22 protein-coding genes are annotated in these 24,095 nt (G+C 44.6%); 15 read left to right on the forward strand and 7 right to left on the reverse strand.

Annotated features, from left to right (window positions below):
• Positions 1 to 130: 130 nt before the first annotated feature.
• A complete protein-coding gene (locus HGH90_RS10300; protein WP_168767493.1) occupies positions 131 to 1,759 on the reverse strand; it encodes an alpha-L-fucosidase in 1,629 nt (542 codons plus the stop codon).
• A gap of 539 nt (positions 1,760 to 2,298) precedes the next feature.
• Here HGH90_RS10300 and HGH90_RS10305 point away from each other — a divergent pair.
• The 5 genes from HGH90_RS10305 to HGH90_RS10325 all read left to right on the forward strand — a co-directional run bounded on the left by HGH90_RS10305 (position 2,299) and on the right by HGH90_RS10325 (position 7,559).
• The gene (locus HGH90_RS10305; RefSeq protein ID WP_169191016.1) at positions 2,299 to 3,123 is read left to right on the forward strand and encodes a helix-turn-helix domain-containing protein; all 825 of its coding nucleotides are present in this window, start codon (positions 2,299 to 2,301) and stop codon (positions 3,121 to 3,123) included.
• A gap of 60 nt (positions 3,124 to 3,183) precedes the next feature.
• Complete coding sequence (locus HGH90_RS10310; RefSeq protein ID WP_248276993.1) at positions 3,184 to 4,626, forward strand: nitrilase-related carbon-nitrogen hydrolase; 1,443 nt, start codon at positions 3,184 to 3,186, stop codon at positions 4,624 to 4,626.
• Between the two features lie 515 nt (positions 4,627 to 5,141).
• The gene (locus HGH90_RS10315) at positions 5,142 to 6,392 is read left to right on the forward strand and encodes an RNA polymerase sigma factor (protein WP_168767490.1); all 1,251 of its coding nucleotides are present in this window, start codon (positions 5,142 to 5,144) and stop codon (positions 6,390 to 6,392) included.
• A 106-nt stretch (positions 6,393 to 6,498) separates the two neighbouring features.
• The gene (locus HGH90_RS10320) at positions 6,499 to 7,167 is read left to right on the forward strand and encodes a dihydrofolate reductase family protein (RefSeq protein WP_168767489.1); all 669 of its coding nucleotides are present in this window, start codon (positions 6,499 to 6,501) and stop codon (positions 7,165 to 7,167) included.
• A complete protein-coding gene (locus tag HGH90_RS10325; protein ID WP_168767488.1) occupies positions 7,164 to 7,559 on the forward strand; it encodes a YciI family protein in 396 nt (131 codons plus the stop codon). Before HGH90_RS10320 ends, HGH90_RS10325 begins: the two co-directional genes overlap by 4 nt.
• Positions 7,560 to 7,717: 158 nt before the next feature.
• Here HGH90_RS10325 and HGH90_RS10330 read toward each other — a convergent pair whose 3' ends face one another.
• Both HGH90_RS10330 and HGH90_RS10335 read right to left on the reverse strand, forming a co-directional pair.
• Entirely contained in the window at positions 7,718 to 7,930 is a 213-nt protein-coding gene (locus HGH90_RS10330; protein ID WP_168767513.1) for a helix-turn-helix domain-containing protein, read from the reverse strand.
• Positions 7,894 to 8,136 (reverse strand): hypothetical protein, encoded by a 243-nt coding sequence (locus HGH90_RS10335; RefSeq protein WP_169191018.1) that lies wholly within the window; start codon positions 8,134 to 8,136, stop codon positions 7,894 to 7,896. The genes HGH90_RS10330 and HGH90_RS10335 overlap by 37 nt, the downstream gene beginning before the upstream one ends.
• Before the next feature lie 446 nt (positions 8,137 to 8,582).
• Here HGH90_RS10335 and HGH90_RS10340 point away from each other — a divergent pair, with 446 nt between their 5' ends.
• From HGH90_RS10340 to HGH90_RS10380, 9 genes are all read left to right on the forward strand, one after another.
• Positions 8,583 to 8,759 (forward strand): hypothetical protein, encoded by a 177-nt coding sequence (locus HGH90_RS10340; RefSeq protein WP_168737801.1) that lies wholly within the window; start codon positions 8,583 to 8,585, stop codon positions 8,757 to 8,759.
• Positions 8,760 to 8,801: 42 nt separating this feature from the next.
• Positions 8,802 to 8,975, forward strand: coding sequence for a hypothetical protein (locus HGH90_RS10345; protein ID WP_168737800.1), 174 nt, complete (start codon positions 8,802 to 8,804; stop codon positions 8,973 to 8,975).
• Between the two features lie 44 nt (positions 8,976 to 9,019).
• Positions 9,020 to 9,187 (forward strand): hypothetical protein, encoded by a 168-nt coding sequence (locus HGH90_RS10350; RefSeq protein ID WP_159455959.1) that lies wholly within the window; start codon positions 9,020 to 9,022, stop codon positions 9,185 to 9,187.
• 38 nt (positions 9,188 to 9,225) lie between these two features.
• On the forward strand, positions 9,226 to 9,387 hold the full coding sequence (locus HGH90_RS10355; RefSeq protein ID WP_168767485.1) for a hypothetical protein: 162 nt from the start codon (positions 9,226 to 9,228) through the stop codon (positions 9,385 to 9,387).
• Positions 9,388 to 9,431: 44 nt separating this feature from the next.
• Positions 9,432 to 9,599 carry a hypothetical protein gene (locus HGH90_RS10360; protein WP_168737798.1) on the forward strand — a complete coding sequence of 56 codons (168 nt, stop codon included), beginning with the start codon at positions 9,432 to 9,434 and terminating at the stop codon, positions 9,597 to 9,599.
• Between the two features lie 94 nt (positions 9,600 to 9,693).
• Positions 9,694 to 10,722 (forward strand): grasp-with-spasm system ATP-grasp peptide maturase, encoded by a 1,029-nt coding sequence (gene gwsG / locus HGH90_RS10365; RefSeq protein WP_169191019.1) that lies wholly within the window; start codon positions 9,694 to 9,696, stop codon positions 10,720 to 10,722.
• A 112-nt stretch (positions 10,723 to 10,834) separates the two neighbouring features.
• On the forward strand, positions 10,835 to 11,905 hold the full coding sequence (gene gwsS, locus HGH90_RS10370; RefSeq protein ID WP_169191020.1) for a grasp-with-spasm system SPASM domain peptide maturase: 1,071 nt from the start codon (positions 10,835 to 10,837) through the stop codon (positions 11,903 to 11,905).
• A 1-nt stretch (position 11,906) separates the two neighbouring features.
• A complete protein-coding gene (locus tag HGH90_RS10375) occupies positions 11,907 to 14,114 on the forward strand; it encodes a peptidase domain-containing ABC transporter (protein WP_211172611.1) in 2,208 nt (735 codons plus the stop codon).
• Positions 14,104 to 15,405, forward strand: coding sequence for an HlyD family secretion protein (locus HGH90_RS10380; RefSeq protein ID WP_169191021.1), 1,302 nt, complete (start codon positions 14,104 to 14,106; stop codon positions 15,403 to 15,405). Before HGH90_RS10375 ends, HGH90_RS10380 begins: the two co-directional genes overlap by 11 nt.
• Positions 15,406 to 15,610: 205 nt before the next feature.
• On the opposite strand, the gene HGH90_RS10385 is transcribed toward HGH90_RS10380, so the two are convergent.
• From HGH90_RS10385 to HGH90_RS10395, 3 genes are all read right to left on the reverse strand, one after another.
• Entirely contained in the window at positions 15,611 to 17,284 is a 1,674-nt protein-coding gene (locus HGH90_RS10385) for a tyrosinase family protein (protein ID WP_169191022.1), read from the reverse strand.
• Between the two features lie 2 nt (positions 17,285 to 17,286).
• Entirely contained in the window at positions 17,287 to 17,547 is a 261-nt protein-coding gene (locus HGH90_RS10390; protein ID WP_168767479.1) for a hypothetical protein, read from the reverse strand.
• Positions 17,548 to 18,429: 882 nt separating this feature from the next.
• Entirely contained in the window at positions 18,430 to 19,944 is a 1,515-nt protein-coding gene (locus HGH90_RS10395; RefSeq protein WP_168767478.1) for a hypothetical protein, read from the reverse strand.
• Between the two features lie 882 nt (positions 19,945 to 20,826).
• On the opposite strand from HGH90_RS10395, the gene HGH90_RS10400 reads away from it, so the two are divergent.
• On the forward strand, positions 20,827 to 23,064 hold the full coding sequence (locus HGH90_RS10400; RefSeq protein WP_168767477.1) for a beta-galactosidase: 2,238 nt from the start codon (positions 20,827 to 20,829) through the stop codon (positions 23,062 to 23,064).
• Positions 23,065 to 23,094: 30 nt separating this feature from the next.
• Here HGH90_RS10400 and HGH90_RS10405 read toward each other — a convergent pair whose 3' ends face one another.
• Positions 23,095 to 23,955 carry a pseudouridylate synthase gene (locus HGH90_RS10405; protein WP_211172612.1) on the reverse strand — a complete coding sequence of 287 codons (861 nt, stop codon included), beginning with the start codon at positions 23,953 to 23,955 and terminating at the stop codon, positions 23,095 to 23,097.
• Positions 23,956 to 24,095: the final 140 nt, after the last annotated feature.

The raw sequence follows: 24,095 nt of genomic DNA on the forward strand, positions 1-24,095 counted from the left end.
AGTCTCTCTTAAACCAATTCTTTATTGCTGTTAAATAGTTTTTAAGATACGCATCCAAGTTCAAGAACTATTTGGAGAGTGATTTAATTTATATAGTTATAGGAAATAGGCACTAATAGAGATCCCACTATTACAATGCTCCTTTTATTTCAAAAACAGCAGCATATTTTGAAGGACGATGAGCAGGAACCAGGAACGTCAATTTTTCGTCTGTTTGCCGGAATGTTACTTTTTTACCATCCATCATTTTTATTGACCTGATCTTCTTTGGAGACTGTTTTGATTTGAAACCTAATGTTGGAAGCGCGATCTCACCTTCGGTTGGGTTCAACACAAAAGCATACAAGATGTCACCTTTAGTTGTAAATCTAACCTCGTCATTTCCATATGGTGGGCTTTTAATGGTCCGCTGATTAAACTGCTCGGATTCTGCTTGTTTTTTTAATGCTTCCAAATCGGCATTGGCAATATTAGTGGCACGTTTTAAAACAGAATTTAGATTATCTCCATACACTTTCCATGGCTTACTTGCATAAATTGCTGCACTGTTTTTATTCACCCAGGCTCCAACTTCGTCAAGAATTGCTTTCTCATCGGGAGAAAGACTTCCATTAGGCAAGAGCTCTACGTTGAGCAATAAATTTCCATTTTTACTGTTCACATCTGCCATCATTTCGATAATTGTTCGGGCATTATGGACCATTTCCCGATCCTTTTTATAGAACCATCCACTACTGGTTGTAATAATACCTTGCCAGGGTTTTGGATTGATTTCGTTCGAGGTGCCGCATTCAATATCCTTTACAATGGCATCATCATCAGAAATTTTACCTGCTGCAACGGCCATAATTTTACCGTTCTTCTTTAAGCTGTTTTCAAATAAAGTACGGCAAACCTCTTTTCCCGGTTCACCATATGGAAAACCATAACCATCGTACCAAATCATATCCACATCGTATTTTGTGACTAATTCTTTATGGCGCAATACCCATGTTCTTTTCATGTTTGCAATCCATTCAGGTGTTCTTTTGGCAGGTGGAAGTCCATACAAATCAGCGGGATCAAGCCCCTCCCACCATAAACCTTTCCCATCTTCTTTAGTCAGATTTCCATCATAGGGAACCCCTTTCAATGGTCCTGATTTATCCGAACCAAAGGCTGGAAGCCACCAATTCAAATAACGGTCATCGTGTGAACTTACGGCAAAGGGCATCTGGTATTTTCGTGCCGATTTTCTAAAGTCTCCTACAATGTCCCGTTTGGGACCAACATTTACAGAATTCCATTTTTGATAGGTCGAATTGAAATTGTCAAAATGATCATGATGAACGGCCAAAATCATAAAATATTTAGCCCCCATTTCTTTGAAATATTTCATCAAAGCATCAGGATCTAGCTTTTCAGCCTTCCAGGATTGCAGCACTTCTTTGTACCCGAATTTGGATGGATGCCCATATTGTCTTAATTGATTAGGATAAGCATCTTTTCCGAAGGTTTCATCACCCACATCCTGCATATACATATGACGAGCATACCAGCCGCCGCCATTATCGGGTTGAGACTGGCCTCCCCAATGCAGCCAAATCCCAAAACGGGCTTCGGTGTACCATGCAGGAAACTCATAGTTTTGTTTCAATTCTTCCCAGGACTTTTCTTTTTCCTGCGCATAGGAAGGGATTGAACATAAAATTGCCAAACTCAAATACAATACACATTTGAATTTTATGGAGTAAAAAATTTGAAATGTTTTATTTATCATTTTGATGTTTAAAGTGCGTGTGGTTCTGGTTTTATAGAAGATGGCGGCCCTCCGGTAATGACTAAACCTGTAGCCAGTCTCTCGGGTTGCCAGCCAATCGTAAATCAACGGTCAAATTAAATGATTTTAAACCGCTAAAATTTGTTCGATATTACCCAATAATGATGCTTTTGTGCTTACACAACAAGATACAGATGAAACCACACCACTGCATTATACCAGTTCCGTGTTAACAGCGTTGAGGGGCAAAGTGGTTTTGCCGGAGTTTTGGAAAGATAATGCTTGACCGGGTCTGCATATTGGTCCCCTTATATTTAAGTTGATATTGGCTCTTAAATTCTCCTGGAAAAAAAACGTTGAATGTCAAAAACGCTCAACCACGCATCACCAGCTTCGCACACATGTTGGCCGGACGTCAATAGGTGTTCAGGCAAAATATTCTATCGCAGTTAATTTTATGAATATTGTATATTGGATCAGGGATCGGACTGAGTCAAAATGAGGAAAGGGAAGAAGGATAATCTGATTTTAATCAATACATGTTCTATTACCGGCAATATTATCCGTCCATTCAACTGGCAGACATTATAGAATGCTATTGGGTATTACGTGCTCCAAACAGCTTTATGGATGTACCTGACCGCTTAATACCTGGCGGTCGTGTGGAACTGATCTTTAATTTTGGCGACCCGGCGGATTGGTTGATTACAGCTGATAATCCTCACGGCACCCGTGTGAGTGAGCCAGTGATTATGGGGCAGCGCAACCAGATTTTTTATGTGAAAAGTACCGGTAAAATTAGGATGCTGGGCATACGTTTTAAGCCAGGTGGCCTGGCATCATTTACCAACCTACCTATTTCTGATTTATTAAATATGCTATTGCCGGCAGAACAGCTGTTAGGAAAAGCAGTAAAAAGCCTGGAGATGCGGTTGTCAGATTATTCGGATGATGATAAGCAGATACAATTACTGGATGCTATACTTAAGACCGAATTAAAAAATACACCAGTCGACCTGTTAGTGGTTAACCAAACCATTGATATGCTTCGTAACAGCCGTGATGATATATCTATTGACACCATCTGCCAGCAAACAGGTTGGTACTATAAAAAGCTGGAGCGGATTTTTCTGAAAAATGTCGGCTATACCCCCAAGCATTACCATAAAATACTTCGTTTTAATAAGGCGGTCAGGTATATGCGGACCACCAATACCCTAACTGATGTCTGTCATGTATGCAATTACTTTGACCAGGCGCATTTTATTCGCGATTTCCGGTTGTTTACGGGTACCACCCCCAGTCAATTTAAAAAGGAGGATAATAAAATAGCGGATTTTCTCATAAAATATCAGTCTGTCTAAAATATACAATTCTGCGCCGGAAAAACCGCATAGCTTTGACAATTATACTAAACTTATAATATGTCGGATTTAAAACCGGTTTCCAAAGAACTTTTAGCCGCAGGGCTGCTTTTTGCGGGTATTTGCTGGTATTTGTCCTTTAGCCTATCATCACACATTTGGTGGCCATTATGGGTGGCGCCAGTCCCGATACTGTATTTTTCTTTACGATTGACAGGTAAATGGACATTTTTGATAGCTTTTGCGGGGTACTTAATAGGAAGGCTTAGCTGGGTACCTTATTTACTAAGTGTTTTACCTTCGCCACTGGTGTTTTTGTTTACACTGCTATTCCCCCTGATTTTTGCGTTACAAGTGATAGCTGCGAGAAAGCTAATGCTCACTTATAGCCATTGGTCCACTGTATTTGTATTCCCTGTTTGGGTTACTACGATGGAGTATCTCGGCTTCCTCACCGCCCCGGATGGAACGGCAGGCAGCATTGCCTATACGCAATGCGATTTTTTACCGGTTGTGCAAATCGCTTCTTTGACAGGCATACAGGGGATTACCTTCCTGGTTACTTTTTTCCCTGTGGCTATAGCGCTCATCATCTATCGGTATCAGCGAAAACAATCAATCCGAACACTTTCCTTCGTAACCATTGGCGTTCTTGTGGCTGCAATGGTTTGGGGTGTTGTGCGTTTGAATCAAACGTCTTCTGCTACTAAATCATTACAGGTGGGTATGGTCGCCATTGATAAACGGGCATATCACAATGAGAATACAAAAGGAGAAGACAGGGATTTGTACCTGGCCAACCTTTACCTGCGCCAGGTAGGGGAATTGGCAAAGCAGGGGGCAGAGATCATTGTGTTTCCTGAAAAAATGTTTACCGTAAGAGATAACCGCCGTCCGGGTTTTATTCAGCAGTTTAAAGACACAGCAATGGTGCATCACGTATGCATCGTTGCATGCGTGACCCAGCAAAAAGGAGACTACTATGAAAACAGGGCTTGGGTGATCGGGAAGGATGGGGCACTGCTGGCAGATTATCAGAAAGTACATTTGTTTGCAGGAGAATTGCTGGATAGCCTGAAACCAGGAAAAGAACCCGGTTTGTTTCTCAGAAATGGTACTACAGAAGGCGTGGCCATTTGTAAGGACATGGATTTTCAGCAGTACATCAGCAGGTATGGCAGCGCGGATTGTAATGTTTTATATGTACCAGCCTGGGACTTTGAGCGAGATGGCTGGCTGCATAGCCGGATGGCGATGATGAGATGCGTGGAAGGCGGTTTTGGAATGGTAAGAAATGCCAGGAAGGGTAGGCTGACTATCAATGACTATTGCGGTAGGGTTTTGTATGAGGTCAATAGCGACAAAGGCACGCCCGCATTGTTATCAGGCAACATGGATATACAGCATCATGCTACACTGTATAATAAGTGGGGTGATTGGTTCAGTATATTAAATGCCATTGCATTCCTGGCGAGCCTTGTACTATTAGTAAAAGCCAGGTAGATCGCTTATCAATGTTCAGAGAAATTTGTGCAAACAAACCTGACGCTGATAAAAGCAAGGTAATAATGGCCAGAAAAACGCAATTGCTCTGAATGCCTGTGTCATCCGGATTTTTTTTTCAATTAAATCCGATTGTAAATAACCCCGGTATGGAAGGTAAACTTCGCCCCCGACACGTGCGACCTGCGTTTGTATTTCGCTATTTTCGGTTTTGGCGGTTTGGGTGTAAGTACCATCATCAATTTGTTGAACACATCCCGCTACACTTTTGATCGCTGGGTTTTGTTGAACTGCCCTCCCGGGGGTTGTTTATTTCTACAACTGCTACCTCATTGATGGAATATAACCATAAGATTTACAAAAGCCTCTAATAATTTAGTGGCTTTTTCGTTGATCGGTATGCTCCGAAAGTATAGCATCACGAGAGCGCCCAGGTGGTCGCGCTGACATGCCTGGAATGCAATTGATTGAATAGGCGTATATTAATTACCTTTATAAGAGTCGAACAATTGTCCATGCCCAATACTTCGGAACATATTCCTCAACTTGTAGGCGAGATTTATCGTACCAGGTCGCGCCAGGTGTTTGCCACCCTGATACGTTTGCTTAAAGACTTTGATCTTGCCGAAGACGCCATGCACGATGCTTTTAAGGCCGCACTTGAACAATGGGGTGAAAAAGGCATTCCTTCGAATCCGCTAGCGTGGCTTGTTTCCGCCGGCCGGTTTAAAGCAATTGATCGCATCCGGCGCGAATCAAAATTCGACTCCTTGGAGGAACAGCAGATCTGGCAAACGGAAGCTACGTCCCCCGATCCTTCCGGGTTAATTGGCAAAGCGATAGAAGATGATATGCTCCGGCTGATCTTCACCTGCTGTCACCCTGCGTTGTCGCTTGATGCACGTACGGCCATGACCATGCGTGAGGTTTGCGATCTGACCACCGAAGCGATCGCAAGCGCATTTCTTGTTACACCCTCTACTATGGCCCAACGAATAGTCCGCGCCAAGGCCAAAATTCGTGAGGCAAAAATACCGTTTGAAGTGCCGATGGAACATGAATTGCCAGACCGGCTCGGGGCTGTACTCCAGGTGATCTACCTGGTATTCAACGAGGGCTATTATGCTTCATCTGGCGAATCGGTAACCCGTGTTGACCTTTCAAGCGAAGCTATCCGGCTTGGGCGTCTGCTGCACGTTTTGCTACCTGATGCTGAGGTTACAGGATTGCTTGGCCTCATGCTGCTGCACGAATCCCGCCGACCGGCGCGCACTTCGTCAAAAGGAAATATTATTCTTTTGGAAGATCAGGATCGATCGCTTTGGGATTGCGATATGATTGAGGAGGGATTGACGCTGGTAAAACGGGCATTTTCATCCAAACCGCCAGGACCCTACACGCTACAGGCAGCCATCGCGGCCCTACACGCCGAGGCCACTCATCCCGAAGCTACGGACTGGGCCCAGATTACCATGCTATATAGCCGGTTGCTGCGCATAAATTCCTCTCCAATTATTGAATTAAACCGTGCCATCGCCATTGCCATGCACAAGGGACCCGAAGCTGGCTTGCAGCAGATAGATGCGATCCTGGATCGTGGGGACTTGAACGACTATCATTTGGCACACTCCGCGCGGGCGGAACTTTGCCGGAAATTGGGTCGTACAAACCAGGCAAGGGCATCATGGGAACGTGCCCTCACGCTGGCACAACAAGACCCGGAACGGCGGTTTATCCAACGAAAGCTTAGCGAATTGGGATCGTAATTCCGGAAGGTGCAAAAAAAAAATCAAACTGTTTGTCGATTTCGTCATTGTCCATTCGACTACCTAATGAAAACAAACATTACCTCACAAAAAACAATTATGGATCATGACTGAAAAAAAGACGAGGGTCCGGGTGGCTAGTTTCTCGATCTCACTTGACGGCTACGGGGCGGCCGCGGATCAAAGCCTTGATAATCCGATGGGCATAGATGGTAAAGTCGTTCATGAATGGGTATTTTCCACCCGCTGGTGGAGTCAGATTGTCGGACAGGAAGGCGGCACAGAAGGGATCGATAACGATTTTCTGAAGCGTGGATCAGAAAATCTCGGCGCCTGGATTATTGGCAGGAACATGTTCGGGCCGGTTCGAGGCCCATGGCCAGATATGAATTGGAAGGGTTGGTGGGGAAACAATCCTCCTTATCACGTTCCGGTTTATGTGCTAACACATTACGCAAGACCACCTTTGGAGATGGAGGGGGGAACGACTTTTTACTTTATTACCGATGGCATTCATGATGCGCTTGCCAAGGCCCGGGAAGCTGCCAATGGAAAGGATATCCGAATTGGAGGCGGGGCGAATATTATACAACAGTACCTCCGCGAAGGACTGATCGATGAGCTACATATTGCCATCACACCTACGATATTAGGTAGTGGTGAAAGACTATTCGATAACGTTAACTTGCGTAAATTGGGTTACGAATGTGTCCGATTCGAGGCATCGGAGAAGGTCACACATGTCATTCTTCAGCACAATAAAAAATCATTATGAAATACATTTGTCTTGGATACATGAATGAAGAAGTTTGGGAAACACTTTCCGAAAGCGAACGGCAAACCTTTATGGACGAGTGTTTTGGCTACGATGCCGAGCTTCGGCAGAATGGTCACTATGCAGGCGGAGAGGGCCTGCAGGAAGCCCGAAATGCTGCCACATTGAGATGGCGCAGCGGCAAGGTTTCCGTGACCGACGGCCCTTTCGCCGAATCCAAGGAGCAAATCGGCGGGATCATGATACTTGAAGCTACCGATCTTAATCATGCCATCCGCCTGCTGTCTAAGCATCCGTCTCTCCGGCTGGGGCGCGGCGGCAATAGTTGGGAAATCCGTCCGGCATTCGACCTGACGGACTTTATCGAAGATAGCAAACGGCGAGGAGAATGACTTTAGTGAAGATTTTGCTTTCATCAATCGAGCGCCTTTTGAAGAAGCGGCTACCTAGCGGCTCCGCCCGAAAATAACAAAATCAGGCACTTAATTCAGCGATCCATCCCAAATCCACCATAAAGTGGTTTGAAAAACGTCCTGTTTGGTTCATCTCTTCAGACAGGATTCCAGTTTTGGAATCCTGTCCCTTTTTTGTTCCTGTGGAAGCCACGCCTAGCGCGGGTATGGTGGCCACCTTCGCCCACCAGGTAATCCAGTGATACGCCTAGCGCGTCGGCAATCGGTTTTGCGAAATCGATAGATGGCGTAGCATCCCCGCACTCATATTTGCCTATAATCTCTCTGGATACATTACTCTCAACAGCCAGGTCTGTTTGTGACCAGCTTTTTTGCTTACGTAAGTGCCATTTTTAAGGCCATACATAGTCCCGGTAAAACTCAACACCCAGTGTGCCAGGAACAGCGGTTTGGTGCTGTTCGCGGTTACATTCACCGTCAAGGCCATAACAGCAGTAGGAGTGGCGTCGATGGGCAGTTCAGCGCTGGTAGTATTGCCATTCACGAACGTTTCCACTTCGAAATCAATCTCCGCACCGGCAGCACATCTGCGCAGGATGTAATAGTTTTATTGGTAACCATTCCAAACCTAAACCGGTTTTTTTGTTCAAAGAAATTTCCATTCAGATTAGCTCATTTTAATATGGAATTGTATCCGGGAGGGTGCCGGCAGGCTGGCATCTGCGCCGCTTACCCGGGTTCTCATTTACTTCCGGCGGAGGGCACATCCTTCTTCAAATGTCTGGGGCATAGCGGGTAAAGAGGTGACTGCACTACTGGCCATAGAGGCCACTGAACTGGAAGTGACCATACCCGGGTTGGTAGATGGTGAAAGAATACAGGTGCGCAGCAAACATTCCCCCGGACACCGCAAATATCGATCGCCCTCACTCAAATATTCATCTCGCCCCAACGGTGTAATTCCTTCGGCTATTTTTACGTCATCATTAAAAACTACATCACATGAAAAAGTTACAAAAACTGGTTGCCAAAGAGGTAACATCCCCTGAAACTCTGAAAGGTGGCAGATTAATGCAGTTGGAAGCTTTCACCGACGGTGGTGACAAAACTACCTACAACACCGCCTCCTGGAATGGCAGACACTATGTTACTGACGTAAATCAGGACCCCGGAAATTAATCGTACTCCGGAAAAGTGTTAACCTGTTAAATTAGAAAAACGATGAAAAAGAAATTGTCAAAACTGAATGCAAAGAAGGTGGAAGCACCTGCAGCCATTAAAGGAGGCCTGTTACAAATGGTCTCCGATACTTCAGGCGGCGACTGTTACTTCACCACCGCCTTTTGCACCCAAAGAGGGGACCAGTTCTCCTGCGATCACAAAACAGATTGTTAATTGATTACCCGGAAAAAAACCGTTTAACCTTTAAATTAAAAACCATGGACAAGAAACTGTCAAAACTGAATGCAAAAAAAGTAGAGAACTCCGAAGCAGTTAAAGGCGGCCTGATGGCGCTGGCTAGCATGGAAATGGATGGAGGTGTTACTACCCACTCTGCTACCCAAAGAGGTGATCAATACTTCTGCGATCACAAACAAGACAACTAATCAACCTTCATTTATTCATTCATTCAATATTACAATACATGAAAAAGTTAGAAAAACTGGTTCCAAAAGCGGTAACATCGCCTGAAACACTGAAAGGCGGCTTAATGCAGCTGCAATGCCTGGAAAGCGACGACAAAACCACCAGCAACAGCGCTTCCTGGAATGGCAGACATTATGTTACTGATACCAAAGCGGACTAAGTACCCCCCAAAAAAAGCAGTTAACCTGATAAATTAAAAACAATATGAAAAAGAAATTATCCAAACTGAGTGCAAAAAAAGTTGAAGCCCCTGAAGTAATTAAAGGTGGCCTGATGGCACTGGCTAGCATGGAAATGGACGGCGGTGTTACTACTCACTCTGCTACGCAGAGAGGTGATCAGTACTTCTGCGATCACAAACAAGACAACTAATCAATCATTTCTCCTTCCGCATCATGATGAAGGAAATCAAGGAACTGCCAGCAATAGCTGGCAGTTCTTTTCCCGCAAAAAATCATATCCGGTCATGTCTAAAAAGATACTCATATTAAGTCAGTCCTACCTGGAAAGTACTACAGACCAGGTTTGCCAATGGATGGACTATTTGAAAATACCTTACCGGCGGTTGAATGGTGAAGACTTCTTCCGGTTTCAACAGCTTAGTGATCTGCCGGATAATACAGAAACCGCTGTGGTTTGGTACCGCAGGAAAATCGCTCACTTTCCCGCAGAGTTTAGCCTGAAGCAACCGGACATTAACAGCCAGTACACCCTGAAACGTTTTCTGGTAGATGAATTCAACGGCCTGCATTCTTTTCTGTTTCATTCCATTGACGCCCAAAAATGGCTGAACGATCCCCTGTCAGAGAAAAACCTAAATAAACTGCAGGTATTACAATTGGCCCGCCGGTTAAACATCCCCACGCCTTTTACGGAGGTGGTCACTACCAAAACAAAAATTATGGCTTTGCTGGAACACTACCCCGCATTGATCGTAAAGCCCCTCAGCGAATGTATTTTACTGGAGGATACCGAGCGCCGGGCTTACAAAATGCTGACCAGCACCATCGATCAAAAGAGCTTGGGCGCAGTACCGGAAACATTTTTCCCCTCTCTGGTACAGGAAAGGATTGTCAAAAAATTTGAGATCAGGACCTTTTACCTGGATGGTGTATGTTATTCCATGGCCATCTTCTCCCAAAACAACCGGAAAACAACAGATGATTTCCGGAATTATGATAATCATCGGCCCAACAGGACCGTACCTTATAAATTACCCGCTGACCTGGAACATAAACTGGACCAGCTCATGAAAATACTGCGCTTCCGCACGGGATCCATCGACCTGATGGTGGACATGCAGGGGAACTATCATTTCCTCGAAATCAACCCGGAAGGTCAGTTCGGCATGGTGTCCCATCCCTGCAACTATTACCTGGAAAAAAAATTCGCACGGTTACTTCATCAATCTGTTCTCCATGAAAAAGAAATACATCAGCAACCTGAAAACAAAGAAAATGCTGCCCCTGCCACTGTATTTTCTGAAGCAGAGTGAATCCGTTGCCTCCCTGCCCATCACGAAGTTTGAGAAAGCCTCGAGGGTTAACGCGGAAGGATTCGAACTGTATAATTTCTATAAACCGATCTCCAAATTCTGATTTTCTGTTATGGAATATCTAAATATATACGCAAACTGTCAACTGGTAAAGGGCGCCAATATGTCGCTGCTCTGCGATCTGCAAATGCGCCGGTTTTATCACCTGCCGAATGATACTGCTGAAGTATTGTTGTTCCTGCAACAATATTCCATCGACGAATGTATTGCGCATTATGGGGAAGATAACCGGGAAGCTATCACCGGTTATGTGGACTTCTTCGTCAGCCGTGAGCTGGGATTCATCGACGACCGTATCCTGCCGGAGCTTACCGCAATGGAGCTCACCTGGGACCGCTTTGCGGATATTACCAATGTTGTTATTGAATACCAGGAAACCATCGACTATACCGGACCATTTTTCCGGGAGCTGCTGGACCAGCACCTGGAAGGGCTGGAGATCAGGTTTTATCAACCGGTGGCGCTGCCTGAACTGAAGGAATTACTGGCATTGTTCAGCGATTCCACGTTGCGGCATATCAAACTGGTACTGCACTACGAGAAAAGCCTGAATATAGCCACACTGGACGAACTGGTGAAAAAACACCAACGGGTAAAATCCCTGTTAATACATAGTTCCCCGGAGGAAAAGCTGGAGAAAATATTCTCGAATTCTGTACCAGTATACTATTTCACCGGAGAAATCAACTCCTGCATGGCCTGCGGCGAAATACGTGCCAACCACTTTACGGTGAACACGGAACTGTTCACCGAAAGCCTGCGTTTTAATAGCTGCCTGAATCGTAAGCTGAGCATAGATCAGCAGGGATATATCAAAAATTGCCCTTCTATGCGGGAGAATTATGGCCATGTGGCAGATACCTCCCTACAGGCGGTGCTGGACAACAAAACGTTTAGCCGCTATAATCATATCCGCAAAGATGATATCGCTGTTTGTAAGGACTGTGAATTCCGGCATGTATGTACTGACTGCCGGGCTTATATAGAAAATCCACAGGACATCTATTCAAAACCCCTGAAATGCGGGTACAATCCATACACCAACAACTGGGAAGAATGGACGCAACATCCGATGAAACAAGCCGCTATCGGGTGGTATGGAATGGCAGAGATAATCAAATGATATGAAGCTGAAGAAATTTCCTTTTTACAAACAGCCTGACGGGAAGGATTGTGGTCCTACCTGTATCAAAATCATCAGCAAGCATTATGGCAGGCTGACAGATATACAGGCTATCCGTACCCTCGCGGAAACAACGCGGGAGGGCAGCTCTTTAGCGGGATTGTCTGCGGCTGCGGAAGGATTGGGGTTTAAGTCACTGGCGGTGAAAATAGATTTTTCCACGCTGGTGGAAGAGGCACCACTGCCTTGTATTTGCCACTGGGGACAACAACATTTTGTTGTCGTTTATAACATCAAAAAATCAGGTGGACGTACCCTCGTTCACGTGTCCGATCCGGCCTACGGGCTGATCACCTACACCCAGCAGGAATTCATTGATGGTTGGATGGGCAAGGGAAAAAAAGGAAATGATGAAGAAGGAATTGCCCTGCTGCTGGAAACTACGCCCGAATTTTATGAATCAGAAACTGATACACCTGCTAAGAGGAAGGATATTTCCTTCCTCTTCAGCTATTTTTTCCGGTACAAAAAACTGATTACCCAGCTCACCCTCGGCCTGCTGGCCGGTAGCGTGCTGTCACTGATCTTCCCCTTTCTCACCCAGAGTATTGTAGACATCGGCATACAGAACCATGACCTGAATTTTATCTACCTGGTACTACTGGCACAGGTGATGTTGTTTGTGGGAAGAACCGGAATAGAAGTGATACGCAGCTGGATATTGTTACATCTGTCCAGCAGGATCAATATCTCCATTGTATCGAATTTTTTTATTAAGCTGATGAAATTGCCCATCAGTTATTTTGATACCCGCATGACGGGGGACATCATGCAGCGTATTAATGACCACCAGCGCATAGAACAGCTGATGACCAATTCGTCGCTGAATACGCTTTTCTCCATGGTGAACCTGGTGATCTTCAGTATTGTATTGCTGTTGTATGATTACCGGCTTTTCCTGATCTATTTGCTGGGCGGGGTGTTGTCTATTGCATGGATTTCTTTCTTCCTCAAAAAAAGAAGAGACCTGGACTATAAACGTTTCTCCCAGGTATCGGAGGAACAAAGCAAGGTGATGGAGCTGGTGAATGGGATGCAGGAAATCAAGATATACAATGCTGAAAGACAGATGCGCTGGGGCTGGGAATTTATGCAGGTAAAACTGTTTAAGATCCATATCAGTTCCTTGTCCCTGGAGCAATGGCAAACCGTTGGTTCCAATTTCATCAACCAGATGAAAGACATCTTTGTCAGTTTCCTGGCAGCCAAACTGGTACTCGACGGTAACCTGACACTGGGTATGATGCTGGCAGTACAGTATATCATCGGTCAGTTGAATGGCCCGCTGGTACAGCTGATGGATTTCGTAAAGCAGGTACAGGATGCTAAGATATCCCTGGAAAGGTTGAGCGAGATCCACGAAAAGGAAGACGAAGAACGCAGTGATATACAAACGGTGATGGATATACCGGAACAGGATATTATATTGGATAATGTTTCTTTCCGTTATGTAGGCGCTGGTTCCCCTGTATTTGAAAACCTGAGCCTGCGTATTCCGCATCGTAAAACTACTGCCATTGTCGGCGCTAGCGGTAGTGGTAAAACTACATTGCTGAAGTTGCTCATGAAGTTTTATGATCCGGTGGAGGGAGAAATAAAGATTGGCCATGCGCCCCTGAAACATGTTTCGCCGCGCTACTGGCGTGATCAATGCGGTGTGGTGATGCAGGAAGGGTATGTGTTCAATGATACCATCGCTAAAAATATAGCCGTCGGCATTGATGATATTGACCGGCCACAGTTGCGCAAAGCAGTTGAGGTGGCGTGCATCAGGGATTTTATTGAGAGCCTGCCCCTGAATTACAATTCAAAAATCGGCAACGAAGGTATCGGCATCAGCGGTGGCCAGAAACAACGCCTTTTTATTGCCCGGGCTGTCTATAAAGCGCCGGAGTACATCTTCTTCGATGAAGCTACCAGCGCGCTGGATGCCAACACGGAAAAGGCTATCATGGGCAACCTGGAACAGTTTCTCAAAGGGAAAACAGCGGTGATTATCGCTCACCGCTTGTCAACCGTGAAAAATGCAGATAAAATCATCGTACTGGATAAAGGAAGGGTAGTAGAAGAGGGGAGTCACGACGAACTGGTGTCACTCAAAAAAGAATATTACAGGCTAGTAAAAAATCAATTGGAACTTGGAAACTAAAAAAGATATACTGGACACCGTGCAGCTGCATTCGGAAGGGGTGCAGGACATTCTGACGCTGCCTCCGCACTGGATGATACGCTGGGGTAACACCGTTATTATGGTAATCCTGCTGCTCATTTTACTGATGAGCTATGTGATCAAATACCCCGAGTTTGTACCTTCCAAGGTGATCATCTCTTCCAGCAATCCGCCGGAGAAGCTGGAAGCACGCACCAACAGCAAGGTGGAAGAAATCTTTGTGGAAGACCACCAAAAGGTAACGAAGAACCAGCTCTTGCTGGTGTTGCAGTCCACCGCAGACTACCGGGACGTGATCCGCCTGCGTAATATCATGGATTCACTGGATAGTAAGGCATTGCCCCATTTCCCCTTGGTGGAAGTAGCCCGGTTTAAGCTCGGGGAGGTACAGGCTGACTATAATGCTTTTGCCAAAGCGCTCATGGATGAACAGCTATATACCCGTTTGCAGCCCTATTCTCCGGACTTCGCTGCGACAGAGAAGAGCCTCACGGAGTCACGTAGCCGCATCCGCACCCTGCAACAGCAGAAAGAGCTGGAGCAAAAAAAGTATGAAGTCTCCAAACGGGAGTTCGACAGGTACCAGGAACTGTTTAAAGAAAAAGTGGTGTCTGCGGCGGAGATGGGCCAGGAGAAAATCAAATTCCTGCAGGCAGAACAGAATATTGAAAATCTTAATGTTACGATTTCCCAGTTGCAGGAGAGTATACTGGGTATAGAAAAAACGAGAAGCGGTGTGGCTATCAACGCGCAAAAAGACCAGATCAACCTGAGCTCACAGACAGCCCAGCTGTTTGAGCAATTGCGGCGGTCTGTTAAATCCTGGGAGCAAAACTACCTGTTCACCTCTTCCATAGATGGCGTGGTAGGCTTTCAGCAGTTCCTGGGTAAGAACCAATTTGTAAAGTCAGGTGATATACTTCTTGCCGTTATGCCGGAAGATAAAAATATGCTGATTGGCCGCCTGCAGGTACCAGCCACTAACTCCGGCAAGGTGAAAGAAGGACAGAAGGTACTGCTGAAACTGGACAACTATCCTTACCAGGAATTCGGCTCGGTACAGGGAAAGGTAAAAAGCATCGCTAATACCCCCGATAAAGATGGTAACTACTACGTGAATGTAATTCTCCCAGATGGCCTGAAAACCTCTTTTCACAAAACACTTGCCTTCGATAAAGAACTGAAAGGCAATGCAGAGATTGTTACACAAGACCTACGGTTGATAGAACGTTTCTTTTATCAGCTACGAAAATTACTTCGGTTCGGGTGACCTTCAAACTAAAAACATGCTGGCGAAGTAAATAGCCAACGCCAAAGCTATCCGTACAGCCTCGAAAGGGATTTGTACCATCAATTCGCCTTTCAGACGGAACATTATGACCATAGTAAAAGCAGTGCTATCAACATTAGGTTCGGTACTTCATAAAAAGAGGGTGCCATTTGAGACACCCTCTTTACTATTATCACCAGGAATCTTACCTTACCTCTAGCTTATAGGGCGGAGTATCCAATGCAACCAATGTTCTGAACTGTTTAAAACGTTCTGTATTCTGTTTCTCTCTGCCAAAAATTTCCAGGTGAAATTTCATGCCGCTGACCTCTTCCTCCGTGTACTGGTTCAGACTAACAGCTCCTGATATTCCCAGATGCGCCTGGCAATTAGCACAACCACCAACATCCCAGCGGCTCAGCACAGACTGATAACCGACAAGATATCTTGTATCATCCCCTTTGGTGGCATATACACCAACAATAAAGGAGCCTTTGATACCTCCTCTGCTAAGCCCTGAAATATAGAGATGCAGATCGCTTCTCTTTGAATCAACAACCTTGGCAGCTCTTGCAGCTGCAACAACGTCGTTTTCCGATAATGAGCCATCGCTGTAGGTGTAATTCAGCTGTGATTCAATATTTATGCAATCTTCTGATGTGAAATAGGTCGTATCTGTTTTTATAAACGGTTTTAGCGCAGTTGTCATAGTTAGTGTTTCATTCTCCGTTTGCCCGTTGGCAGGGCCTTGTCCGGCACCGTCATTGAAACCATTTGAGGTACCCAGATCTGCGGGGTCTTCGATGATGTCAAAACGTTCTGTAAAACCCTGCTTTTGCTGCCATAACCAAAACACACGATCTATATTACAGTGGTGAAAAAAGAAGATAGGATCCAGTCCTGCGGTATCATTCTCACCCATATCACCATTTGCATCCGGTAGCTGCGATAAATCATAGCCTCCATTATTTATGCCCTTAGGAAGATTAAAACCACCAACTGCCAAATGAATATCGTTGTGCGGATGCTCCAGTGCAGTGTACCCTTTACCATAATAAGCAGCAGATTGCGTATTGGAGAATATCGTATAAATAGGAGCGTCAAGACAGTCACTGAATGCCTTTGCTATACCTGCCGGTCGTGTTGTCCCGTCTCCTGGGCCACATCCGGGTATGTAGTAAGTCACATTATTAAGCCATTGTAATACATTCGCATTCAGCAAGGCAATATTGGCGTTTGGATCAAAGAAATTAGCATTATACTCGTAAGTAGTGGCTTGGGCCTGCGGCGTGCCCACAAGGCCCGACAGCGGGTATCTTACTGTTTGGTAACCTTGTGGTTTGCTATAAACGGAGTCGTCATTGTTCACCAGGTCTGTTATTTTTTTAGGGAAGGTAAATGAGGCCAGTGGATTATCGATGGCATTATTATCATCAGGTACAATTCCCTTATCACGCAAACACTGCGGGAACGCTCCCTTAAATGTAAACTTCGGAGCTGTAAGCGCACGCGGTATACCATATGTGGTTGAATAGGAATCTGTCTCATCCCAATAGGGTTGCATTACATCCTCACAACCAGGAGTGGTCTGCAGGGCTTTTTCCAGCTTGTATACATATACCCTGTGCCAGGTGGGGAAAAGCACATTCTGGTGATTACAGTAGCCACCCCACCATTCCGGGTTTGTAGCGCCTTCCCCGGCAAATGGTTCTCCGTGATACCCACCTATCACGAAAAAAGAGTTAGGGTCAGTAGGTGGTAATGCTTTAATATAAGCCCATGCTGTCATCAGTTTTTCCAGATCATTATTGGTGCCTGCATCATAATCATTCTGAATTTCAATTATAGAGCGGCGAACGCCTATGCCATTTCTTGTCATAGTTAAGCAATTTTGTGTTTCTTGTGAATAAGTTTCAAGGATACATGGGGGAAATTATTCAGTAAAGATCCTGTCAGGATCATGCCAACGCCCGCAACCAGCGACCATTGCGTGCCAGGGAAGAATGCTCGGCTGCTCATAATAAAAACCGCACCCAGCATGCTGATAATGAAAGGCAGGTATCCTGCCACTCTTATCCGCTTATACAAAAAGAAAAGATGTATCGCCAGGAAGATCATCATTACGGGCAGCAGCCATTTCATATAAGGTAGCTTAGCCAATCCCAGGCTGCCGAACATACTCATATAAACAGCCCAGCACATAGGACATTTCGGAAAAAAAGCAATCAGGATGCTCAATATAACCGAAGGTACACTCCTGGCGGTTTTTGAGGGTATCGTCCCCGAGGATTGCTGCTCATCGGAATGCCTGGCATGGCAATTACAAGTGTTGCATTCATTTAAATTTTCCATAGCCTATATTGATATTGTAAGAGGGAAGGCCGAAAGATATTCCTACGTAGCCCAGCCACGGACGAGGGGTTCAAAGACGCAATAGGGCCATCTCTGCAATAGTTACTGTAAAAGAAATAGGAGACACCATTTTTCATAAGACAACATTTATGGATAATACAGCCAGTATACTCATGCACTGTAAGAAATCAGAGAACGGGAAAGGCAGCAGCATGGCTTCGCCAAAGACAAGCTGTGCATGTCGGTTTAGCCAGGACAATAAATTCAGATAATTGCAACAATGCAAAAAACTGGCATTAACACATGGGTGTTTATAATGAAAAGGGCTGTGGGTTTTGGTTATATGAGGTTTAAAGTGTCATACAAGAATGCTATGATTAAATACTTACATTGGGTCATTAAAATAAGGCTGATAGATTTTTGACGATCGGTGATAGCCGAAGCTATTAAAAAATAATTAATCTTCAAATTTTTTTTAAAAATAGTGAGTTATGCTAACTGTTATTATGTACCTGGTGGTAGGCGCTGAAGATAAAGATGAGGTGTATGTTTGAGAAAATTTGAGAGATTTAATTATTTTGGTGACGTAGATATTTTAGAACAGAACATCATCTCTGCTGCATGCTAAATATCCACGTCACTGAATAATTAGATCTCTAAATATCAACGTATTCATTTTTTCTTTCCTGCTTTCTCCAGCTTTTCAAATGAAGCTATATACGCTTTCAATTTATCGTCTGTTCTATCGATATCTGGTACTTTATCCGGCTGATTAGAAGTCGCATCCATCAGGAAAGAGAAATCAGCCCCTATTCCCTGGGCAGCACCATGGCAGCCCTGACAGCCTCCCATACTGTAATGTTTTCCATTTATGAAAACATTATGACGTCCATCATGAGGGTGTTTGAAGCCGCTTCCTCTGAAATCTCCCAGTGTTCGATCTGATTCTATGACATAGTTAGCCAGGTAGAAGCTGAATGAAGTGCTGTCATTAGTAGGCATGCCCTGCACACCTACCAGGCGGTAATTTAACCAGATGGATTTTGGATTTTTTTTCCTTAGTTGATCCTGTACATATTTGGTGGAAGCATCTGCCACAACTGATATTGGATGAAAACGATCGTACCGCTGTGGTGTAGGGTTGCCTTTTTTGGGCAACTCTATGTAACCCATGCTATCCTTTTTAACATCTACATGTTCAAAGGTAGCAAAGGTGAAAGCAGGGTAGTTAGCCAGTTTATGGATGATATGAATGCCTATTAGCCCGTATGTTTTGTTTACGGAAACCGTTTTACCTGTTTGTGGATCCTTTTCATAGACAATTACTTTCCGGGTAAAATGTGTATTTTCTTCTGCGTCATTGGTCATCTCTCTCCAGGCGCTCTTTACCTCCAGCGCCCCGGTATATTTACCAAAACGTGTATCAGGATCCTTAGCGTTTCCACACGGCAGGCAGAATATACCCGGAGGGCAATTACAATTGCCGCCTGTATACTTACCACCTGGATAATCTTTTGGATTATAATATGCTGAATCCTTTGCGATATTGCTGGCAGTTCTATTTACCGCAGCTATTAAAGATGCCTCATCAGGATAATTCTTACGCTTATAATCATATTCATCCCGGTTCACTTTTGCTTCATACAATACCTGATATTGAGTATTGTACTGGTTTACTTTTGCATACAGGTCACAGGAGCCAATTTCATTGTTCTCGTCCAGGTTATTGAATAAAGTGGTATCAACACTATTATCCTTGCGGGGAATATATTTTTCATAATCATACCTGGGAACCTTATCGAAAGGGAGCGTATTCCCATGATTAGGTCTCAGCTCAACACGATGAGCATAGGTTTCCCATACCACAGGATCATTCATCGGATAAGCGCTTTGGTCGCTATATGTCCATTGCGGATCCGCATATCCTCTATATACGTGCGTATTTTTCTTATAACTTGATTTCCAATTCAGCGCAAAAAACTCATTCCACGCAAAGCTGCATAAAGCGGCAGAATCAGCGTATTGACTCAGCGTATTGGGAACGGTTGAGTCGAATGTTATATTGAAACTAAACTGGTCCACTTTTCCATGCACTGCCGCAGCCCTGGTGGGCGACTGCTTAAAAAAAACGATCAGGGATGCCCCTGCTGCAATACCGGCGGTAATAATGAGGAGTGCTTTTTTCATAAGCTGAAGTGTTTGATAAATGGATAGAATAAACATTTTCTGTTGAAGAAATGAAATGACAAATCAGGCAGAAAGTACAATGCTTTCTGGCTTAGTCAGGACAAAAAAAATAGGTAATATGAGCACGTATCAAGTACTGAGGTTAAAGGTTATCTGAGGATTAAATTAAATGTTGTAACGGGTAACGTACTGTTGAGTCTTATTAAACAGGGCGGATAGTTCTGAATAATGATTATCTAATGTATTTAAAAAAATCCAAAAATCAAATTTTTTCCATGCTACTACAAAGAAGCGATCTGAAAAAACGGGGACGGCTTCTTTTTCATTTTTATAATGATTCTGTTATTTTCGTTTTTAAAGAAGAAGGTTTAAAAGGGTTTTATGCTGTTTTCTTTCTAAAATTGTGTACCATTGCCAACAATCCTATTTCGATAGTTACTTTACTCAACCCTCTCAGTTTAGGTCCTTTAAGCCATGATTGTGCTTGATACTGTCAGCAAAGGATTTAAGTGGAATTTGATAGCCATTTCAAACCTAAGCTCGTATTCACCTATAAGCACTGCATGACCAGGTACTAATGGCCATTGAAAAAATGCCGGAAGTCGGTAGGCTTACACATCCGCGTCAACGATAAACAATTATTCGTTTTTTGCCTTTTCCTGGTATTTTTTTGATCTGGTCCCCTTACCCGCAGAAAATAATGCGTCTTTGTCTATAACTTTAAAGCCAAGGTAGAACAATCAAATTGATGGATGTATTACATTATTTCCACAGTAGCTACTGTAACTTCCTTTATGAATCCTTAATTAGAAACTGGCTACTATTGCCAATGTGGGCTACCAGGAAGGTGTTCCGCTATTTATAGTTTTAAAACAGCATACAGTGAATATAAGAATTTGGGCGATCATACTGACCGGAGGATTTGTTACTCAATCTGCTTTTGCACAGGTACCAACGTACACCTTGGATGCAAGTAATGTTAAAATTGAAACACCAATTGACATTGAAATGAATGGGGCGGACAATAAAGGAATTGTTATTGGCGCAAATAATAAATATTTCACCAGGAATGGAGAACCTTGGTATCCTTTGATGGGCGAAATGCACTATAATAGGGTGCCGCCGGAAAACTGGGAAGAAGAAATCTTGAAAATGAAGGCCGCTAATCTTTCTATTATTGCCACGTATGTTTTTTGGAATGAGCACGAAACGGAGCCTGGTAAATGGAATTGGCAATACGGTCGCAACCTGCGGCATTTTATTCAGCTCTGTGCTAAGCACGGTATGTATGTATGGTTGCGCATCGGCCCATGGAGCCATGGGGAGCAACTATACGGCGGATTCCCGGAGTGGATTGAAAAAATGAAAGAGAAAAGGAGCAACGCACCAGCGTACCTGGCAAAGGCAAAGGTCCTGTATGACCAGATTGCCGATCAAACGAAGGCCTTGTATTATTCCGACGGGGGACCTGTTATCGGAATACAGCTGGAAAATGAATATGCCACCGGGCAACAACAGCACATATCAGCATTGAAGAAAATGGCCGTTGAATCAGGTATTCATCCCGTATTCTGGTCAGTGACCTCCAATTCACTAATAGATGAAACCAAAACGGAGGTAATTCCTTTGCAAGGTTCCTACCCATATCGTGGCTGGGAAAGAGCTGGTGGAGGACCTACAAAGGATTTCCTCTATGGCGATGATCAGTGGATTATGACCGGTGCATTTGGAAAAGTTTACTACAACATCAATAAATATCCAAAAGGGTTGTGCGAACAAGGATGTGGTAGTCAAATGACCGATAACAACCGGTTTGTGGTAGAACCCTGGGTGGTCGAAGCGCACCTCCAAAATCAAATAGGCCGCGGCATGAATATGATCGGTTACTACATGTTTAGAGGCGGCACCCAAACAGCCGGCCTTGAAGAGCCGGGATATCCACGTAGTTATGATTTTCAGGCGCCCATCTCCGAATTTGGGTTATTGCGCCCCTCATACCGGTATTTGAAAATTCTCCACAATTTCATACGGGACTTTGGTAGTGACCTCGCAGCTATGCAGGTGATTCTGCCTGAAGATCCGGTAACAAATGAGCGTGATACTACTCGGCTGAGGTATGCAGCCCGAGTGAAAAATAACGGTGGATTCCTCTTCCTGTGCAATACGCAGGTAAGAGTGCATATGCCCGACAAGCGGGTAAAACTCCGCGTCAAAACAGCTGATGGAATTATTGAGTTCCCGGAAATCCTGATCAAAGGCCAGACCGCCCCGATTCTTCCGTTTAACCTGAATATTGCAGGCGTGAATTTAAGATATGCCACTGCACAACCTTTTGCCAAAATTGATGGGAAAGATACGACCACTGTGTTCTTCCAGGAGCTCCCTGGGGTCAAAGCAGAGCTGGCATTTTCAGGCGATGATAATGTCAGTGCCGTCGGCTGGCATAGGGATAAGAATCGACGCTTGATGATATTAAAGACTGGTTCTGGTAAAACGGCCATCTTGAAAAAGTCGGATGGGCATGTTGTACAACTGGTTTGCCTGTCCCGGGAAGATGCGGAAAATAGCTGGCGTTTCTCGCTTCATGGAACTGAATACCTGGCCATCACAGCTGCGGACATGCTGAATACGGAAAACAATACAGAGCTCCGGCAACTGGGTAACACGCATTTTAAAGTGGACGTATTTCCTACCGCTGCTTTTACAGGAAACACATCAAGGAGTGGAATATTCGAACGTTATGAGTTTACTGCGAAAACAGTTGATCCAGGTATCCAGGTAACAGCTGAAGCCCGTGGGAATTCAGTGATTACTTTACCAGAATCCTTAAATCCTGTAACCAGTGACCTGATCGCCAATGTAGATTATGCGGGCGGTGCATGCGAATTATTGATTAACGGGAAGGTGGCTACAGATAATTTATTTAACGGCGATGGCAGCTGGCAGATTGGATTGAAACAGTTTCTTGGCCAAAGGACAGCCACATTAAATGTGAAACCATGGACAGATAATATAACCGGCGTGCTGGCTAAAAGGGTAGCGAACATTACGAAAAGTGCACCATCGATACAAAAGGTAACAATAGTGCCTCAGTATAAATATCAACTGCATTCCAGGTAGAATGGGAATTCCCGAGAACTTTGGATTTTGTTACTCACTCAACATATAATCAAAAATCGGCGCACATTTCTCTTTGCATGGCTTATAGTAGGCGCCGTGTTTCCAGGTGTTAGATTTGGGTGACAAGCCCCACCAGAATTCGGCTAAAGCCAATGGTTCCATTTGGTGATGAAAGGCATACTGGAGTAGTTTGGGGCCTGCACATTCTCCGGCTCCGGCGGGTGGCTGTCTGTAGCCGTGGGTGGTGAAAATATCTACCATATTTTTTACGCGGCCAGCCTTATTGCGGAAGTTATATTGCTTGTGGAGTTTTTTTTGCAACGCGATGGAATGTGTTTTACGTAATTCCTTCAACTGTGTGATCGCTGCCTGGTGGAAAATGGCATCTTCTTGCACTAGCGCGGCAATTTTACCATTGATGGCTGATAAACGGATCATGCCAGTGTTCAAAAAGCTGCCGGCTTTAAGTCCGTCGAAAACGGGGCTTACAAATTTGTCATGATGATTTCCATTGGCCAGCTTACCTGAAAATGCCGACAGGTATCCCAGTGTGCCGTCGTTGGCCCGTACTACCAATATGCCGAACATTTTGCCAATAACGGCGCCGGCGCCATTGCTGTCTAACCCGAAGTTGTGTTTCCATTCATGTTGCCCGGCAAGGTGTTGTTGCAATGCGGTCACGGCAATTTCGCAAAGTGGATGGAGCACATCATCCGGGTGAAAGGTGAGCGCTTTCGCCATGAATTGGGCGGCATCCTGATCCTCAAACCTGCAGAAGGCATTACCTGGCGCTGGCAAGGTTTGGGGGCATTCATCTCTGGTATCGGTCATATTCACATTGGTCGCATCTTCTGCCCGGCCATGAAAATGGGCGGCGATTGGCGGACGCAAAGGTACATTATTTAAGGCAACATATAAGCTATGCAAGAGGTAATTTCGTCCGTCTCAATCATCCTGTTTTTTGCAGCAGTTTGATTTAGTATTATTGCAGCTTGGCGACAATATGGTCTGCAAGATTTTCATCCCTGTTG

It is taken from the genome of Chitinophaga sp. Ak27, from assembly GCF_012726295.1.
GTDB lineage: Bacteria > Bacteroidota > Bacteroidia > Chitinophagales > Chitinophagaceae > Chitinophaga.

What these genes read in the sequence shown, in the direction of transcription:
- HGH90_RS10300 (WP_168767493.1), bottom strand. Translation starts at nt 1,759, where the DNA reads ATGATAAATAAAACATTTCAAATTTTTTACTCCATAAAATTCAAATGT.
- HGH90_RS10305 (WP_169191016.1), top strand. Translation starts at nt 2,299, where the DNA reads ATGTTCTATTACCGGCAATATTATCCGTCCATTCAACTGGCAGACATT.
- HGH90_RS10310 (WP_248276993.1), top strand. Translation starts at nt 3,184, where the DNA reads ATGTCGGATTTAAAACCGGTTTCCAAAGAACTTTTAGCCGCAGGGCTG.
- HGH90_RS10315 (WP_168767490.1), top strand. Translation starts at nt 5,142, where the DNA reads ATGCCCAATACTTCGGAACATATTCCTCAACTTGTAGGCGAGATTTAT.
- HGH90_RS10320 (WP_168767489.1), top strand. Translation starts at nt 6,499, where the DNA reads ATGACTGAAAAAAAGACGAGGGTCCGGGTGGCTAGTTTCTCGATCTCA.
- HGH90_RS10325 (WP_168767488.1), top strand. Translation starts at nt 7,164, where the DNA reads ATGAAATACATTTGTCTTGGATACATGAATGAAGAAGTTTGGGAAACA.
- HGH90_RS10340 (WP_168737801.1), top strand. Translation starts at nt 8,583, where the DNA reads ATGAAAAAGTTACAAAAACTGGTTGCCAAAGAGGTAACATCCCCTGAA.
- HGH90_RS10345 (WP_168737800.1), top strand. Translation starts at nt 8,802, where the DNA reads ATGAAAAAGAAATTGTCAAAACTGAATGCAAAGAAGGTGGAAGCACCT.
- HGH90_RS10350 (WP_159455959.1), top strand. Translation starts at nt 9,020, where the DNA reads ATGGACAAGAAACTGTCAAAACTGAATGCAAAAAAAGTAGAGAACTCC.
- HGH90_RS10355 (WP_168767485.1), top strand. Translation starts at nt 9,226, where the DNA reads ATGAAAAAGTTAGAAAAACTGGTTCCAAAAGCGGTAACATCGCCTGAA.
- HGH90_RS10360 (WP_168737798.1), top strand. Translation starts at nt 9,432, where the DNA reads ATGAAAAAGAAATTATCCAAACTGAGTGCAAAAAAAGTTGAAGCCCCT.
- gwsG (WP_169191019.1), top strand. Translation starts at nt 9,694, where the DNA reads ATGTCTAAAAAGATACTCATATTAAGTCAGTCCTACCTGGAAAGTACT.
- gwsS (WP_169191020.1), top strand. Translation starts at nt 10,835, where the DNA reads ATGGAATATCTAAATATATACGCAAACTGTCAACTGGTAAAGGGCGCC.
- HGH90_RS10375 (WP_211172611.1), top strand. Translation starts at nt 11,907, where the DNA reads ATGAAGCTGAAGAAATTTCCTTTTTACAAACAGCCTGACGGGAAGGAT.
- HGH90_RS10385 (WP_169191022.1), bottom strand. Translation starts at nt 17,284, where the DNA reads ATGACAAGAAATGGCATAGGCGTTCGCCGCTCTATAATTGAAATTCAG.
- HGH90_RS10390 (WP_168767479.1), bottom strand. Translation starts at nt 17,547, where the DNA reads ATGAAATGGCTGCTGCCCGTAATGATGATCTTCCTGGCGATACATCTT.
- HGH90_RS10395 (WP_168767478.1), bottom strand. Translation starts at nt 19,944, where the DNA reads ATGAAAAAAGCACTCCTCATTATTACCGCCGGTATTGCAGCAGGGGCA.